Source organism: Bacillus sp. RK1064 (assembly GCF_051488405.1).
Classification (GTDB): Bacteria; Bacillota; Bacilli; order Bacillales; family Bacillaceae; genus Bacillus.
Window position 1 is genome coordinate 3582227 of the sequence record NZ_JBPSCZ010000001.1, and the last position, 16704, is coordinate 3598930.

19 protein-coding genes are annotated in these 16704 nt (G+C 41.5%); 13 read left to right on the forward strand and 6 right to left on the reverse strand.

Annotation, left to right across the window (positions count from 1 at the left end):
* The 4 genes from ACSSTM_RS18400 to ACSSTM_RS18415 all read left to right on the forward strand — a co-directional run bounded on the left by ACSSTM_RS18400 (position 1) and on the right by ACSSTM_RS18415 (position 2360).
* The gene (locus ACSSTM_RS18400) at positions 1 to 1149 is read left to right on the forward strand and encodes a bifunctional cystathionine gamma-lyase/homocysteine desulfhydrase (RefSeq protein WP_034661473.1); all 1149 of its coding nucleotides are present in this window, start codon (positions 1 to 3) and stop codon (positions 1147 to 1149) included.
* A 72-nt stretch (positions 1150 to 1221) separates the two neighbouring features.
* Entirely contained in the window at positions 1222 to 1452 is a 231-nt protein-coding gene (locus ACSSTM_RS18405) for a YrhC family protein (RefSeq protein ID WP_041815772.1), read from the forward strand.
* A 445-nt stretch (positions 1453 to 1897) separates the two neighbouring features.
* Positions 1898 to 2032: a YrzI family small protein gene (locus tag ACSSTM_RS18410; protein WP_008342648.1), complete on the forward strand. Its 135-nt coding sequence runs from the start codon at positions 1898 to 1900 to the stop codon at positions 2030 to 2032.
* 166 nt (positions 2033 to 2198) lie between these two features.
* On the forward strand, positions 2199 to 2360 hold the full coding sequence (locus ACSSTM_RS18415) for a hypothetical protein (protein ID WP_212040727.1): 162 nt from the start codon (positions 2199 to 2201) through the stop codon (positions 2358 to 2360).
* Positions 2361 to 2402: 42 nt separating this feature from the next.
* Here ACSSTM_RS18415 and ACSSTM_RS18420 read toward each other — a convergent pair whose 3' ends face one another.
* A complete protein-coding gene (locus ACSSTM_RS18420) occupies positions 2403 to 2459 on the reverse strand; it encodes a YjcZ family sporulation protein (RefSeq protein WP_223251065.1) in 57 nt (18 codons plus the stop codon).
* 336 nt (positions 2460 to 2795) lie between these two features.
* Here ACSSTM_RS18420 and ACSSTM_RS18425 point away from each other — a divergent pair, with 336 nt between their 5' ends.
* The 7 genes from ACSSTM_RS18425 (at position 2796) to ACSSTM_RS18455 (ending at position 10365) form a co-directional block, all read left to right on the forward strand.
* The gene (locus ACSSTM_RS18425; RefSeq protein WP_065098495.1) at positions 2796 to 3398 is read left to right on the forward strand and encodes a class I SAM-dependent methyltransferase; all 603 of its coding nucleotides are present in this window, start codon (positions 2796 to 2798) and stop codon (positions 3396 to 3398) included.
* A gap of 426 nt (positions 3399 to 3824) precedes the next feature.
* Complete coding sequence (gene fdhA, locus ACSSTM_RS18430; protein ID WP_095285493.1) at positions 3825 to 5039, forward strand: formaldehyde dehydrogenase, glutathione-independent; 1215 nt, start codon at positions 3825 to 3827, stop codon at positions 5037 to 5039.
* 98 nt (positions 5040 to 5137) lie between these two features.
* Positions 5138 to 5911, forward strand: coding sequence for a class I SAM-dependent methyltransferase (locus ACSSTM_RS18435; RefSeq protein ID WP_034661467.1), 774 nt, complete (start codon positions 5138 to 5140; stop codon positions 5909 to 5911).
* 42 nt (positions 5912 to 5953) lie between these two features.
* Positions 5954 to 6703, forward strand: a complete 750-nt coding sequence (locus ACSSTM_RS18440; protein WP_034662020.1) for a glucose 1-dehydrogenase — start codon at positions 5954 to 5956, stop codon at positions 6701 to 6703.
* A 371-nt stretch (positions 6704 to 7074) separates the two neighbouring features.
* The gene (locus ACSSTM_RS18445) at positions 7075 to 8295 is read left to right on the forward strand and encodes an MFS transporter (RefSeq protein ID WP_095285491.1); all 1221 of its coding nucleotides are present in this window, start codon (positions 7075 to 7077) and stop codon (positions 8293 to 8295) included.
* A 70-nt stretch (positions 8296 to 8365) separates the two neighbouring features.
* Positions 8366 to 9406, forward strand: coding sequence for a 2,3-butanediol dehydrogenase (locus tag ACSSTM_RS18450; RefSeq protein ID WP_034661461.1), 1041 nt, complete (start codon positions 8366 to 8368; stop codon positions 9404 to 9406).
* Between the two features lie 128 nt (positions 9407 to 9534).
* Complete coding sequence (locus ACSSTM_RS18455) at positions 9535 to 10365, forward strand: manganese catalase family protein (RefSeq protein WP_034661459.1); 831 nt, start codon at positions 9535 to 9537, stop codon at positions 10363 to 10365.
* 37 nt (positions 10366 to 10402) lie between these two features.
* Here the strand turns inward: ACSSTM_RS18455 and ACSSTM_RS18460 are convergent, their stop codons facing one another.
* The 4 genes from ACSSTM_RS18460 to ACSSTM_RS18475 are packed head-to-tail and all read right to left on the reverse strand — an operon-like array spanning position 10403 to position 13445.
* The gene (locus tag ACSSTM_RS18460; RefSeq protein ID WP_187703979.1) at positions 10403 to 11116 is read right to left on the reverse strand and encodes an amino acid ABC transporter permease; all 714 of its coding nucleotides are present in this window, start codon (positions 11114 to 11116) and stop codon (positions 10403 to 10405) included.
* Between the two features lie 12 nt (positions 11117 to 11128).
* Entirely contained in the window at positions 11129 to 11827 is a 699-nt protein-coding gene (locus ACSSTM_RS18465) for an amino acid ABC transporter permease (protein WP_034661454.1), read from the reverse strand.
* Positions 11824 to 12684, reverse strand: coding sequence for an amino acid ABC transporter substrate-binding protein (locus ACSSTM_RS18470; RefSeq protein ID WP_420735193.1), 861 nt, complete (start codon positions 12682 to 12684; stop codon positions 11824 to 11826). Before ACSSTM_RS18470 ends, ACSSTM_RS18465 begins: the two co-directional genes overlap by 4 nt.
* Complete coding sequence (locus tag ACSSTM_RS18475; RefSeq protein ID WP_170938403.1) at positions 12681 to 13445, reverse strand: amino acid ABC transporter ATP-binding protein; 765 nt, start codon at positions 13443 to 13445, stop codon at positions 12681 to 12683. The genes ACSSTM_RS18470 and ACSSTM_RS18475 overlap by 4 nt, the downstream gene beginning before the upstream one ends.
* A gap of 144 nt (positions 13446 to 13589) precedes the next feature.
* On the opposite strand from ACSSTM_RS18475, the gene ACSSTM_RS18480 reads away from it, so the two are divergent.
* Both ACSSTM_RS18480 and blaBPU read left to right on the forward strand, forming a co-directional pair.
* Positions 13590 to 14753 carry an acyl-CoA dehydrogenase family protein gene (locus ACSSTM_RS18480; RefSeq protein ID WP_095285485.1) on the forward strand — a complete coding sequence of 388 codons (1164 nt, stop codon included), beginning with the start codon at positions 13590 to 13592 and terminating at the stop codon, positions 14751 to 14753.
* A 123-nt stretch (positions 14754 to 14876) separates the two neighbouring features.
* On the forward strand, positions 14877 to 15665 hold the full coding sequence (gene blaBPU / locus ACSSTM_RS18485) for a BPU family class D beta-lactamase (RefSeq protein WP_095285514.1): 789 nt from the start codon (positions 14877 to 14879) through the stop codon (positions 15663 to 15665).
* Between the two features lie 55 nt (positions 15666 to 15720).
* Here blaBPU and cyoE read toward each other — a convergent pair whose 3' ends face one another.
* Positions 15721 to 16617 carry a heme o synthase gene (gene cyoE, locus ACSSTM_RS18490; protein ID WP_370876314.1) on the reverse strand — a complete coding sequence of 299 codons (897 nt, stop codon included), beginning with the start codon at positions 16615 to 16617 and terminating at the stop codon, positions 15721 to 15723.
* Between the last annotated feature and the right edge of the window lie 87 nt (positions 16618 to 16704).

Here is a 16704-nt window from a genome sequence, read left to right on the forward strand (position 1 = left end):
ATGAAACCAAAAACAATGATGATACACAGCGGAACAACTGGTGATGAAAAAACGGGAGCTGTGTCTGTGCCTATATATCAAGTGAGCACATATAAGCAGCCGAAAGCAGGCGAACATACAGGATATGAATATTCTAGAACAGCGAATCCAACAAGAACGGCACTTGAAACCGTCATTCGTGATCTTGAAGGGGGAGCAAACGGCTACGCATTCGGTTCAGGGATGGCTGCCATTACGGCAGTCATGATGCTGTTTAACAGCGGAGATCATATTGTCCTGACAGATGACGTGTACGGCGGAACTTACCGCGTCATTACAAAGGTACTAAACCGTATTGGCATTCATGCGACCTTCGTGGACACAAGTGATCCTGAAGCGGTGAAAAAAGCAATTTTACCCGAAACAAAAGCGGTTTACATTGAATCACCAACCAATCCTTTACTGAAAATGACTGATCTCAAAGCGATCGGCCAATTGACAAAAGAAGCCAACATCTTAATGATTGTTGATAATACATTTTTTACACCTTATTTCCAAAAACCGATTGAATATGGGGCGGACATTGTCCTCCATAGTGCCACTAAATATTTAGGCGGCCACAGTGATGTCGTAGGCGGGCTTGTTGTAACAGCGACGAAAGAGCTTGGAGAAGAACTTCATTTTGTTCAAAATTCTACAGGTGGAATTCTTGGACCGCAGGATTCATGGCTTCTCATGAGAGGGATCAAAACGCTTGGACTAAGAATGGAAGCACATCAACAAAATGCGCAGAAAATCGCTGAATTTTTAGAACAACATCCAGCGGTCACACGTGTTTATTACCCAGGTCTTGGTGCTCACCCTGGACATGAACTTGCGAAAACGCAAGCATCCGGCTTCGGCGGAATGATCTCTTTTGATATTGGAAAAGAAGAACATGTCGATGTGTTTTTAAGCCAGCTTAAGCTGTTTACAATCGCAGAAAGCCTTGGAGCGGTTGAAAGCTTAATCTCTGTTCCTGCTCGAATGACTCATGCGTCCATTCCGAAAGACCGCCGGGAGGAGCTTGGCATCACTGATGGTTTAATTCGTATATCCGTTGGGATTGAAGATGTGGATGATTTACTGAATGATATGAAGCAAGGACTAAACGCACTAGTGAATGGATAGATTTACATGCCACTACCTTTCTTTTACTATGTTAAGCTATCAATAGACATGTTAAACAGGAAGGTGATTCAAGTGAAGAAAAAGTGGAGTGGTTTAGTGACAGATTACAAGCAGTACGCTTTTATTTTGCTTGCTGTCAGCACCTTTTTATATATTGGTACGATCATACCAAACCAGCACATCGAAGCATCTCCAAAAATGCTGATGATGGGAATTGATTGTGTTTTCTTATTAGCAGCTTTTCTTTGTGTCAGACGCGCGATCTTTTTTCAAAAGAAACTGCAAGAACTAGATGAAGATTAATTCGAAAAGTCTCCTCATATACGTGAGGGGGCTTTTTTGATTGTATTGGACAAACGGACAAGAATAACTGTAGAAATTTAGTCAAAAACACAAAAATCATCTATATTACTAAAAACAGGTTTACAAAATGGTGCTTGCTGGATATACTTACAAAGTAATTAAAAACGTAAAGGAGGCTGAAGAATATGTTATTCGTATCTACTTGTGATCAATTCAACCAACAATTTCATCATGTCATCAGCCTGTGGAAGAGCTCGTGTCCTTCCTTTACCTTATACGGTGCACGCTTCAAAACTGTTTAAGTAAACGAGGATTTCACGCATCATCCATTGCGGGTTGGAAGACATTGTCTTTTGATCTGCATTTTTGTGTGCCCGCAGGTCAACTGATAAAGAAGATCTGCGGGCTATTTCGCATGCTGCGAACTGAAGGGAGGTGAGCGTATATGACAATCCATTTATTCTTTATTACATTGACGATTCAGCGTAAATACAAAGACATTGAGACCGTTCTTTATGAACAACAAGTCGAAACATTTTATGAAGAAATGAAGCAGAAACAACTAAAGTATATGAACTAAAACAGGAAAAGAAAAATTGGAAAAGGAGGAGATTGACATGTTTATGATGCTTGCAATGCTTGATTGTTATACTAGGGAGAAGGACCAGGTTTAGACACGCTCCACATTGATCACCTGCACATATGATATCCGTAAAAGGAGATTGTGAGGTGATCAATGAATGTCGATGTCACCATATATGAGGTTTCCGTCAGTGGGGCACGGGTATACGTCCATTCCGCATTCCTTAAAGCACGGATACGGCAATCCATACCGGATGCAAAGAGAGCAACAAGAAATGCTTAGACGCTATATGTACAATTACAATTATCCAACTTATTGGTATTAAAGAAAAGGAGCAGGAAACGTATTGTTTTCTGCTCCTTTTACATTAGTAAATCCAGCTTGCACCGATGATGATCAACAAAATGAACAGTACAACAAGCAATGCGAATCCGCCTGCAAAACCGCCACCGTAACCACCGCAGTCTCCAGAATAACCGCCACCAAAGCCCATAATCTAGCACCACCTTTATCTAATCAAGATACATTCATAAAATATGCAGCTCATGCAGAAAACGAAATCAATCTGAGCACAATTAATGAAAACGCCTATTCAGATCAAAATTTTTTAAAGTTCTGCGAAACATTTTCTGAAAAGGTGCCGTCTAATCAATGACAACTAATTAGGACTAGGTCTTAAACTTTGTTAGGCGAGAGCCGATATGAAAAGTAAGAAAATTCGTAAATAGTTTTATTTACTGGTGCAAAGCAGGTGTTAACATTGATTCAAAGCTGGATTGGAAAACAAATGAGGGAACCAAAAGGCTTGTTCTCAAAATGGGTTGCCCGCTATATGGAAAAAAATCATCATAATATCAATGAATGGACGATTCAACTCTTAAATATACAAGAAAACGACCGAATTTTAGAAATCGGAACTGGAAGAGGCATGACATTATCGAAGGTAGCAGAAAAACTTGATCGCGGTAAAGTATATGGAGTGGATGCCTCTCGTCATATGATCAAATATGCAAAAAGAAAACATAAGAAGCTTGTAGAACAGGATAAAGCCGTCGTGACTCTTGGTAAAGCTGAGCATTTACCTTTTGAAGACAGATCATTCAATAAATTATTTACGGTACAGACCATCTATTACTTGAAGGATATTGAACAGGTCATGAAGGAAGTGTACCGCGTCCTTCAAGTGGATGGAGAAGTATTCTTATCTTTCCAACAGCAGGAACTGATGAAGGAACAAAAACGGTCACAATCTTTTTCATCGTATAGTGAACAAGAGATCAGCCGCCTATTTTCAGCGTATCACTTTAGAGAAGTTTCGGTTTATCACTATGATACATACATCTGTATCAAAGCGTTAAAATGATGAAAATATTTCCCAGGTAATGAACAAGCATTCAAAAAGAGGCTCTTCGTCAGAGGAGCCTCTTTGCTTACAATTGTACCCGTGATTGATGGGACGCAAAGTTAAAAAAGACTCTTCATCAGAAGAGTCTTTTCAATGTTATGTAGGCGCCAGCCAGGTGTGTAAGGAATGATAGTATATATAAGGAATTTGTTTGTCGATTAAGGATACCTGTCTGGCTTATTTCTTATATCGACACCGTTCTTCAAAAGTTTAGCTTTTTTTTCAATATTTTCTTTTTTATTTGACTGGAAGATACATTTTTCTCTCCCTGATAGACATTTTTCGCTTTTTTTATCTATTGTGCCATTTGAAGCAGGGAATTGCTTCATAAATAGAGAAAATTGTAGAGACTTCATTTTTAAACAAAAAGGGAGGAATGAAAACATGTCGGGAAACAAAGGTGTCGTTTATAAAGGAGCAGGAAATGTAGCAGTTGAGGATATTGGATACCCTGATTTGATTTTAAGAGATGGCCCGGGTGTACCGAAAGCCAATGTGGGGCGCAAATGTGAGCATGGCGTCATTTTAAAAGTAGTGACGACGAATATTTGCGGAAGTGACCAGCACATGGTGAGAGGGCGTACCACTGCGCCTGCAGGACTAGTCCTTGGTCATGAAATTACAGGTGAAGTCGTTGAGGTTGGACGAGATGTGGAGTTTATTCAAAAAGGAGACTTCGTGTCCGTTCCATTTAATATTGCTTGTGGACGCTGCGTCATGTGCAAGGAACAAAAAACTCATGTGTGCTTAAATGTAAACCCGGACCGTCCAGGCTCTGCCTATGGATACGTCGATATGGGCGGATGGGTTGGCGGTCAATCCGAGTACGTCATGGTCCCATATGCAGATTTTCAGCTGCTCAAATTTCCAGACAAAGATCAAGCGATGGAGAAAATACTTGATCTGACGATGCTTTCCGATATTTTCCCGACAGGTTTTCACGGTGCTTATACGGCTGGAGTAAAGCCTGGTTCGACTGTATATATTGCTGGTGCCGGGCCAGTAGGTCTTGCCGCAGCACATTCCGCTCAGCTCCTTGGCGCCTCTGCTGTAATTGTCGGTGATTTGAATGAACAAAGGCTGGAGCAGGCCAGAAGCTTTGGCTGTGAGACGATCAATTTAAGAAAACATGATCGAATCGGTGAACAAATCACGAATATCTTAGGAGAGCCAGAAGTTGACTGTGCCGTCGATTGTGTCGGCTTTGAAGCGTCAGGTCATGGAGATCAAGGAGAAGCACCTGCAACCGTTTTAAATACAATTATGGATATTACCAAAGTTGGCGGTAAGCTCGGAATCCCAGGGCTCTACGTCACAGAAGACCCAGGTGCAGTGGATGCCGATGCAAAAGTTGGATCTCTGAAAGTGCGAATTGGACTTGGCTGGGCAAAAGCCCATACCTTTGTGACAGGTCAAACCCCTGTCATGCAATATCACCGCAGTCTAATGAAATCCATTTTAAGCGGAAGAGCACAAATCGCCAAAGCGGTGAATGCGACCGTCATTAACCTTGATCAAGCTCCTCAAGGATACAGCGACTTTGATTCGGGTGTGGCGAAGAAATTTGTCATTGACCCGCACGGAATGCTTTCTCGATAATTTTTAACATGGAAGGGGCCGCTCAATAAAATGGGACGGCTCTTTATTGTGGAAAATCACATAGAATATACAAATCCATTTCAAAGGGGAGGAATCAGATGAATTCAGATCAGGCTAAAAGAAGAGTTGTAGAACAATTTGGGAGAAATGCAGAAAAGTATGTGACGAGTCAAACTCATGCAAAGGGAGCAGACCTAGATCTAATTGTTGAATGGGCAGCTCCAGAAAAAAGCTGGATCGTACTCGATATAGCAACAGGTGGCGGGCATACCGCAAAAGCACTGGCTCCATATGTGAATCAAGTGTTTGCGACAGATTTAACGAAAGAGATGCTTTCTAATACATCACTTCATTTAAAAGCGTATCCACAAATTTTTTATGTAGTAGCGGATGCAGAAAGCCTTCCTTTTTTAGATGGAACATTTGATATGGTCACATGCCGAATTGCAGCACACCATTTCCCGCACCCTGAACAGTTCGCCAAAGAGGCGTCTCGCGTATTAAAGTCAAATGGTCTGTTTTTCTTTATTGATAATGTTTCGCCAAATGATGAAGAGCTTGCACTATTTATCAATCAGCTAGAACGATTGAGAGACCCAAGTCATGTGTCCTGTCTATCTACAGAACAATGGAGGAAATTGTTTTTAGAAGAGGGAATAAAAGAAGTAAGATCAATGGAACGAAAAAAACGTTATCCTTTTCAAGAATGGGTCAAGCGCACAACGAAAACTTTAAAGGAAGAAGAGATTGTTACAGAATACTTGTTAGATGCTAACGAGAAAATAAAGCAATATTATAGATTAAAAATGACAGAGGAAAAAATAGAATCAATAGAGGTGGATGACTGGATCGCTCTTTTCAGGAAAGGATAAAAGTATTTCATTCATACCAGTTAGAAAGGAATCAATCATATGCTGAATTTTAAAGAAAAAACCGTTATCATCACAGGCGCAGCCAATGGAATTGGTGAATCGATCGCCTGGGGCTATGCAAAAGAAGGAGCGCGTGTGGTGATTGCAGATATAGATGAAGAGAAGGGCAAGCGTTTGGAGGAAGAGCTGAAAAAAGAATCTTTAGAAGCTTATTTTAAAAAAACGGACGTGACACAAGAGAAGGATATTCAACACTTAATGTCGTTTGCAGCGGAGCGCTGCAAAACGATTGATATTCTCATCAATAATGCCGGCGTCATGTGCACAGTATCGCCTTATGAATTAACGGTCGATGAGTGGGATCGTGTGTTACATACGAACCTAAGAGGGACTTTTCTATGTGCAAGAGAAGCAGCACGTTATATAAAAGAGAATCCAAAAGGCGGTTCTATTGTGAACATTTCATCCACCCGCGCGACAATGTCAGAGCCTCATACGGAAGCATATGCTGCATCAAAAGGCGGAATATCAGCACTGACTCATGCCTTGGCTGCTTCTTTTAGCCCGGATCACATCACGGTGAATAGCATTTCCCCTGGATGGATTGAAACGAAGGATGAGGAGAATCTTCGAGAGGTCGACCACAAGCAGCATCTTTCCAATCGAGTCGGGGCGCCAAAGGATATTGTGAAGGCTTGCTTTTATTTAACAGATGAAGACAATCAATTTGTGACGGGTACAGATTTAGTCGTTGATGGTGGCATGACCAGAAAGATGATCTATGCTGATTAACTTGAAAAAAACATTGACGCTTTGATCGAGGCGCAGTACAATATGTAACAATTCAGCTGAAGATCGTGATGAAATAAAGACACAGCGCAAATAGAGAAGAGTACATCATAGCTGTCCCGCACAGAGAACTCCGTTAAGCTGAGAAGGAGCTGGGAAGCATGATGGAACCAAGCCTCTTAGCTCTGCACCGGATTCCTTCGGATGGTGGTGCAGCGAAATTCTCCCGTTACAGAGATGGGTTCATGATGACCTGCTAAGGTTCATCTGGCAACAGATGAATAAACTGAGGTGGCAACGCGGAGTAAATCCCGTCCTCAAGACAGAAATGTCTTGGGGGCGGGATTTTTTTATGACAAATAGGGGGAACAGCTATGAAAAAACATTGGCGGGATATGAGTTTGCTGCTTGGAGCCATCGGAATTGCGAACATAGGAGAATGGATTTATATGATTGCTCTCCATCTGCTCATTTTTCAAGAAACGGGCTCTGTGCTGGCTGTAACAGCCGTCTATATGCTGAGACCGGCTGCAGCTTTTTTGACAAACAGCTGGTCTGGCAGTTTGGTTGACAGGCTGAATCAGCGGAATGTGATGATCAGCTTAGATATCACCCGGGCTATCCTGATCGCATGTGTACCCTTTGCGTTATTTTCAGGACATCTGCTGATCCTGTATGTGATGGTGTTTCTCATTCAAATGGCACAAGCGATGTTTCATCCAGCTTCGATGGTATATATGACAGGATTGATCCCGGCGGATAATCGAAAACGGTTTAATGCCATTCGCTCATTATTACAATCGGGTGGATTTTTACTTGGACCCGCAGCAGCAGGTCTGCTTTTTTTAATCGGTACACCTGTTTTTTCAATTTATATAAATGCGATCTGCTTGTTGATATCTGCTCTGTTAACGATGTGTTTACCGAATTTGCTAAAACAAGATGCTGGCCAAAATGGCTTTTCCCTTTCAATGTTAAAAGAGGATGCGAAGCTTGTTCTTCGGTTTAGTTTGACATCACGCCAGATTATGACGGTGTATTTATTGTTTAGTGCCGCCATCACGGTGCTTCCTACTGCCATTGACTCTCTTGAAACAGCCTTTGCAAAAGAAGTGCTGCTGCTGACTGATACAGAATATGGTCTTCTTGTCAGTATAGCTGGGGCAGGCATCATCACAGGCGCAGGTCTCAATTCGGTGATTGTGGAGAGGCTGCCTGTTTCGATCATGCTTGGGATTGGCAGTTTGTTTGTTGCATGTGGCTATCTCATTTATGCTTTTTCCAGCACATTGTTTGTAGCCGCTGTTGGTTTTTTTATACTAGCATTCTTTTTAGCATTTGCGAACACAGGTTTTATGACTTTCTATCAAACGAATATCCCGGTAGAGGTCATGGGGAGGGTAGCCAGTTTTTATGCTTTGGTTGAAGCCATTCTGACGATGATGATGACAGGGGTCTCTGGTGGACTTGCACATGTTTTATCAATCCGAACCTCCGTTGTCATCGGGTGTGTATGTATGCTTCTTGTCTGTTTATTGCTATGTTTTGTCATCTTTCGTCCATTGAATGTCAAAAAAATAGTGCATCCTACTTAGAAAATTAAAAAAATTATGTTATGATTATTTAAGTAAGTTAATCAAATTGATGAGAAAAGGAGTCTTACACATGAAAGCACTACGCTGGCACGATCAAAAGGACATTCGACTAGAGGAAATTGACGAACCAACAGTTGCTCCAGGAAAAGTGAAACTAAAAGTAAAATGGTGCGGCATTTGTGGTAGTGATTTACATGAATATTTAGGAGGACCGATTTTCATTCCAGTGAATGAACCTCATCCACTTACAAAAGAAAAAGCACCCGTTACGCTGGGACACGAGTTCTCTGGTGAGGTTGTTGAAGTAGGAGAAGGCGTGAGCAATTACAAAGTAGGCGACCGAGTGGTTGTTGAGCCTATTTTTGCGACTCACGGACACCAAGGTGCTTACAACTTAGATGAAAACATGGGCTTTTTAGGACTTGCCGGAGGCGGCGGTGGATTCTCTGAATATGTATCTGTCGATGAAGAATTACTTCATTTATTACCAGACGAAATCTCATATGAGCAAGGTGCGCTTGTAGAGCCTTCTGCAGTTGCTTTATATGCGGTTCGTTCTAGTAAAGTACAAGCTGGGGATACAGCGGCTGTGTTTGGCTGCGGACCAATTGGCTTACTTGTCATTGAAGCATTAAAAGCAGCTGGTGCTACTGATATTTACGCAGTAGAATTATCTAAAGAACGCCAAGAAAAAGCTAAAGAGCTTGGAGCGATCATTGTTGATCCTTCTCAATATGAAGATGTTGTTCAAGAAATCGCAAGCCGTACAAACGGTGGCGTCGATGTTTCTTTTGAAGTGACAGGTGTACCTGTTGTATTGAAGCAAGCCATCCAATCAACAAGAATTTCAGGTGAAACAGTCATTGTGAGCATTTGGGAAAAAGGCGCAGAAATTCTGCCAAATGACATTGTCATTAAAGAACGTACAGTCAAAGGAATTATCGGCTACAGAGACGTATTCCCATCTGTATTAAACTTAATGAGAAAAGGCTATTTCTCTGCAGATACGCTCGTCACGAAAAAAATCAAGCTGGACGATGTGATCGAGGATGGTTTCCATGCATTAATCAATGAAAAAGATCAAGTGAAAATTTTAGTTAGTGCTGAATAAGTAGGATGACAAAGGGAATGGCAGAGGCCATTCCCTTTTTTTGTGCACATATTCTGCTCATTTTCATAAAGAGGCATGCGGTTGAATAGTGATAAGTGAAAAGATGTTTTGATAAGGGAGATGACATCATGTTTTATCACATCAAAGAACTGCAATATGAAGCAAAGCCCTCAAAGCCTGATCCGCTTTACGCGAAAAAGCTGCAAGAAGTATTAGGCGGACAGTATGGAGAAATTAGTGTCATGATGCAATATTTATTTCAAGGCTTTAATTGCCGGGCAGATCAAAAATACAGAGATTTATTGTTTGACATAGGGACAGAGGAAATTGGTCATGTCGAAATGCTGGCGACGATGATCGCGCGTTTACTAGATAAAGCACCAGTTAAGGAACAAGAAGAGGCGTATCAAAGTGACCCCGCACTAGCAGCTGTTATGGGCGGAATGAATCCTCAGCATGCAATTGTTGCCGGTTTAGGAGCAATGGCAGCGGATAGTCAAGGGTATCCGTGGAATGCCAAGTATATCATTGCAAGCGGAAATTTAATGGCTGATTTTAGGGCCAACTTAAATGCAGAATCACAAGGGAGGCTTCAGGTCACAAGGCTCTACGAAATGACCGATGATCGCGGCGTGAAGGATATGCTTTCTTTTCTTATTGCCCGTGATACATATCATCAAAATATGTGGCTTGCGGCCATTAAAGAATTAGAAGAACGAGAAGGGGACGTCGTCGTACCAACCACCTTCCCGCGCTCACTAGAAAAACAGCAAGTATCCTATGATCTGTTTAACTTCTCAAGAGGAGAAGCAAGCAAGGAAGGCAGATGGGCATATGGCCGAAGCATGGATGGAAAAGGGGAATTCAGATATATTTCTGCACCAGTCGTGTTCGGTTCCGCACCAAAACTAAAACCCGCACCAAAGGAACTGTTTAACACACCGAAAAAAGGCGAATAAAAAAAGCCGGTCAGGTATTTGAGCCTGATCGGCTTTTTTAACGTCCAAGAGATCTTCCGTACACGCTGACACGTTTCTCTAACAAGGCAAAAGCGAGTTCAAAGAAAATGCTCAGCAGCCAATAGATCAAAGCAGAGACGAGGTACGTTTCTAAAAACTGATAGCCGTCATTCGCAATGATCCGGGAAATCCCCATGATTTCAAGTACTCCAATCGTAAACGAAAGAGAGGTGGCTTTTAATAGCTGAATGAGCTGATTGCCTAGGTTCGGTAAGGCGACCACAAAGGCCTGCGGCAAAATAATGCGCATCATCGCCTGGCGCGTCGTCATACCCACAATTTTTGCCGCTTCAAGCTGCCCTTTGTCTACCGCAAGGAGTGCACTCCGAACCACCTCTGTTAAATGGGCGGCTGAATGGAGGCTGAAGGTAATGAGGGCAACAGCTAATGGGGAGACCATATCTGGATGAAAGGTCAGCCCGAATGTACCGCTCACTTTGGTTAGAACAAAAGGGAGCCCATAAAAGAAAGCGAACAGCTGAACAATAAGAGGCGTTCCTCTAAAAAAGGAGACATAGAGTGTCACAAGCTGCCTGAGTACAGGAATGCGAAAGAGACGAATGAAAGCAAAAACAGATCCGATCAAAAGGCTCACAGCCATGGAAACGAGTGCAATCAATAAAGTAAAAGGAACGCCTTTTAGAATATGAGGTACTTGGTCAATCGCAAATTGAATATCAATGGTTTGCATCAAATCGCCTCCTTAACGTGACAGGCTGGTGCGGCCTTTTACAAATTTCCTTTCAAGCAGCATGGTGATCAGTTCAATGCTCATGCAAATGAGCCAATACACAATCGCAATGATCACGTACACTTCAAACATGCCGATCCCGTAGTTATTTCCTAAAATGATCTTCACCTGTCCCATGATATCAATAAGTCCGATTGTAAAGGCAATCGCTGTGTCTTTCACGAGATCAATGATGTAATTTCCGAGGTTTGGCAGTGCAATGAGAAAGGCCTGCGGGATAATAATCCTGATCAAGGCCTGTGTATCTGTCATCCCAACAATGTAGGCGGCCTCCAGCTGGTCCTTCCCAACAGATGAATACGCACTGCGAAAGACTTCAGATAAATAAGCGCCAGTATGTAAAGAAAACGTCATCATCACAAATAACACACGATCCCAATGATTGATTTGAATCCCTGCCACAAGTAAAAGCTGAGGCAGTCCAAAATAAATCAAAAACAACTGAACAATTAAAGGCGTACTTCGTGTAAAAGATAAATAGATAACAGCCAATTGCTTCAGCACTGGGATTTGCTTGATACGAATGAAAGCAAATAGCAACCCGATGATGATAGCAAAAAACAATGACACCGTAATAATGAGAAAAGTGAGTGGCAGGCGTTCAAGCACCTGTAAAAAGATGCGCAGCCAATCTCCAGCTGTAAACGTCATGACGCTTCCTTCCTTTCTTCATTTTGATCCCCTTGCTCTGAGATGTCATCAATATTTTGAAAGAAATCACCACCAAACCACTTTTTCGCAAGCTTAGGCAGTGTTCCATCATCAATCATTTCTTGTGTGATCCGGTCCAAATCTGCTGCAAGCTGCTTCTCGCTTGGCTGTAAGACAAGATAGATAGGCTCCTTTGACACAATGCCGCCAACTTTGACCTTTAGGTTCAAATGCTTTTGAATGGTATCAAAGGTTGAAATGTTCATAAATGCTGCATCGGACCGTCCGCTTTCAACACGTTTTAAGTTGAGTTCATTTGAAGGACTTTCAATGGTCGTCAGTGGAATATCCGGATCATGCTCTTTATTATATTGATTTAATATCGAACGCAAGCCTCCGCTAGGACTGACAGGAGCCAGTTTTTTAGATGTCATATCATCAAGCGATCGAATCTCCTTGTCTGATTCATTCACAATTAAACCTGTCATCGAATAGCCATACGGGACCTTAGGGTAAAGGAACCGCTTTTCACGTTCAGGGTTACTAAAAAACCAATTAGCCGCCATTTCAAACTTCCCTGCGCCTACACCGATTAAATTGGATTCTTCCTCGCCAAAAATGTAATCAAAATGTACGTGGGGAAGCCTCTTTTCCACTTCATTTAAATAATCAATGTTATAGCCAATCGGTTCGTTTCGGTCATTTGTTGCTAAAAAGGGTGGATTGACCTCTGCACTCAGTGCGACTTTCACAATTTGTCTGCCGTCATCTGTCGTGGTTTTCACACTGCTGCAGCCAATCAGAGAAAGGAGAAACAGAAGGACACCGGACATCATGAATGCTGTCTTTTGCTTCATTTGTCTTTCTCCGATCCTTGCCACATTCCGCGATGAATCCTTGATAAAAATTGTTTCGTTCGTTCATGCTGTGGTTTCAACAGGACGTCTTCTGGTGAGCCTTTTTCAACAATTTCGCCATCTGCCATAAAGATCACCGTATCCGCCACGTCCTTTGCAAAAGAAATTTCATGTGTCACAATGACCATCGTCATTCCTTGGCTCGCAATATCTTTGATCATTTCAAGAATTTCTCCTACCATCTCTGGGTCCAGTGCCGACGTAGGTTCATCAAACAAAAGCACCGAAGGGTTCATCGCAAGAGCGCGGGCTATGCCAATACGCTGCTGCTGACCGCCAGATAATTCACTCGGAAATGCATCTTTTTTATGAAGCAGTCCAATCCGCGTTAAAAATTGCTCTCCGACCTTTTCTGCTTCTTTCTTAGACATGTTTTGAGACACAATCAATCCTTCTGTAATATTTTCAAGTGCTCGTTTATTTTGAAACAAGTGATAATGCTGAAACACCATGGAAGATTGCTGCCTGAGTTTTAGAAGATCTTTTTTTTGATATCGTTCAAATTGAATCGTGGCTTCACCAACCGTCAGCTCTCCTTTATCTGGAATGTCGAGGCTGTTTAAACTGCGAAGAAGTGTTGTTTTTCCTGATCCGCTCGGTCCAATAATTGCGACCACTTCACCTTCCTGTACGGTGAAATCAATGCCTTTTAACACATGGGTCTGCCCATAAGATTTATGTAGATTAGTAGCTGAGATCATAAAAGCATCACGTTCCTTTGACATATGTACTTAATATTGATAAAATTTAACATATTAAATCCTATAAGTAAAGTGTGTTTTATTTATTCCGATTGGAAAAATCAGATATGATAGATTGTAAGAAACAGAGGAGTTGGATACGTTTTGTCTAAAGCATTATTTGTCGATACCGATTTTCAAAAAACATGGCTCAATCAACTAGAATCTCTTCGTGAAACGATCGAACAAACGGCAAAAGAACATGATGAAGGCGCTTATTTTCCTGAAAAAAATATTGAATCATTAGTAGAAATGGGCTATACGACGTTGTCTCTTCCTACTGAATACGGAGGCGGAGGTCAATCTGTCACGGATATGGTTCTGTTTCAAGAAACGCTTGGCAGCATGGACGGAGCGACTGCCTTATCGATCGGCTGGCACCAAGGGGTTGTAGGCGAAATCTACGAAAAGAAACAATGGAATGAGAAGCAGCTGCAATTCTTCGCGAAAGAAGTGCAGAAGGGCGCCCTTGTCAACCGTGCCGTGAGCGAGGCGCAGACAGGCAGTCCAACAAGAGGGGGCAAGCCTGGGACAACAGCCACTAGATCAGGTAATGAGTGGATCATCAATGGACGTAAAATTTTCACAACGATGTCACCAGCGCTTACATACTTTTTAGTCGGCGTATGGATCGAAGAAAAAGAGGCGATGGGTTTCTTCTTAATTCATCGTGAGACAGAAGGTGTTTCAATAGAAGAAACGTGGAATGTTGTGGGCATGAGAGGAACAGAAAGCCATGATTTAATCTTAGAACAGGTTAAGGTCTCAGATGACATGCTTGTTGAGGTGCAAAAAGGGCCGCGGGGGGGTACGCTAAATCCTTGGATTGCACACATTCCTTCCTGCTATTTAGGGATTGCGCAAGCGGCAAGAGACTATGCTGTTCAGTATGCCATCACCCATTCACCGAACAGTATCAGCGGAACGATTAGTGATCTGCCAAATGTCCAAACACTTATTGGTGAAATTGACTTACTATTAAAGCAAGCACGCCACGTCATCTACTCAACGACCACATTGTATGAAAAGCCGGAGAAAAGAGAGCTGTTAATCAATGAATTCGGCGCTGTGAAACATACAGTCGTCAATCACAGTCTGCAAGTTGTTGATAAAGCCATGCGTTTAGTCGGTGCAAAAAGCTTAAGCCTTGACTGTCCACTGCAGCGTTACTATCGAGATATTCGTGCCGGGCTCCATAACCCGCCAATGGACGATATGACGATTTCAAAAATCGCGAAGCAAGCCATTGAAGAGAAAAAAGAAAGCTAATATACAGCAAAAAGCCGGATGAACCGGCTTTTTTTGTTTGAAAGAAAAGAGGACAAGCGTACCTTATATCTCATCGCTCAACATGCTACAATCAATGGAATCATGGGAAAAGGAGCGATTGTTTTGAAGAAAAAGTATATAAAATGGCTGTTTACTGGCATGATGCTGATGGCACTTTGTATAAGCCAGCCTTCATCAACTGAAGGAGCATCACCAGCATGGTCAGTAGATGAATTCTTGAAAGACCGAGAAGGCACATTTGTGATTCAAGAAGTAAAAGAAAAGTCGCCCTGGGTGTATAACAAAAAAAGAGCGAAAGAGCGCTTTGCACCTCAATCGACATTTAAGGTAGCAAATGCCTTAATCGGACTCCAAACAGGCGCAGTGAGAGATGAATATGACATCAAATATTGGGACGGAGTGAAAAGAGAGATTGACCGCTGGAATAGGGATCATACACTAGGATCTGGCATGAGAGATTCAGTCGTCTGGTACTATCAAGCCATGGCCCGTGACATCGGTGAAGAACGCATGAGTCAGTGGGTGAAAGCCATTCATTATGGGAACGAAGACATATCTGGCGGAATCGATCAATTTTGGTTAAGCAGTACGTTGCGTATTTCTCCAGTTGAACAAGTTCGTTTCCTCAAACAGCTATATGAAGAGACTCTCCCATTTGACCTAAACGCCATGAGAACGGTCAAACGAATGATGATTCAAGAAGAAGAGAAACACACCACCCTATACGGAAAAACAGGCTCCGGCTCAGGCATCGGCTGGTACGTAGGCTTCATCAAACATGAAAACAAAACCTACATCTTCGCCACAAATATCGAAGGCACCGGAATAGAAGCAAAAGAAATCACCTATCGCATTTTGAAAAAATATCATTTGATTGAAGCATCCGTTTAGGGTGCTTTTTTATATGAACTTATTATGGTTATCTACAAAACTAATGTTTTATTAATCAAAAAATTTGACGAGTAAGAGAATAGATAATGACCGTTGAATAAAGAGTTGTCATATAAATTAGTGAATAGACAAACATAATTGATGCCCACTTCTCGGAATGCATTCGCTTGTAACCCAAAATACTTAAGCAAATCCATATAAGGCCTAAAAAAAAGGATACAAGCACAAGCCCTATGCTTAAAGAATGGAAAAGAAAACTGCTTAAGGTAATTGCTAAGATATAAAGATTCGTTTGTAAGTATGTTCTTTTCATTCCTTTTACAACCGGTAACATGGGAATGTTTGCTGCCTTGTATTCATTTTGTTTTCTAATAGCTATCGAATAAAAATGCGGCATCTGCCAAATAATTGTAATGAAAAACAACCCCATAATAGCTGGGTGTGATATATCTGGTGAAATAGCTGCCCAACCAATGAGAGGAGGCATTGCTCCAGAAATACTACCAATTTCTGTGTTGTATACGGTTTTTCTTTTACTCCATATTGTATAAGGAAAAATATAAAAAAATAAACCAATCAATCCTATAATAGCTGCTAGATAGGTTGTAAATGCTAAAAAGCCTAGTCCTAAAACAGACATTAAAATACTAAGCCATAGAACTTTTTTAGGATTGACTTCTCCTGTTACAGTAGGTCTGTTTTTTGTTCTATTCATCACTGAATCTATGTCCCTATCATACAAATTGTTTAAAGCTCCAGCAGCACCAATTAATAAAATTGAACCTGCAAAAGCCAATAGTATCTCAATAGATTTATGAAGGATGTCAATTTGATATGTGTATAATGCCAAGGTTAAGCCAGCACACATTGGGATCAAATTTGATTTAATAATCCCTGATTTAACTGTTTGAGCGATTATTTCCATTTTCGTTTTGTGAATTTTTTTCCCCATCTGTCGCATTGTTTTTCTCCTTTTCACATTATATACCCTTTTGAATTTATATACTAATTGGTATATTAATTCTATATGGTATGATTG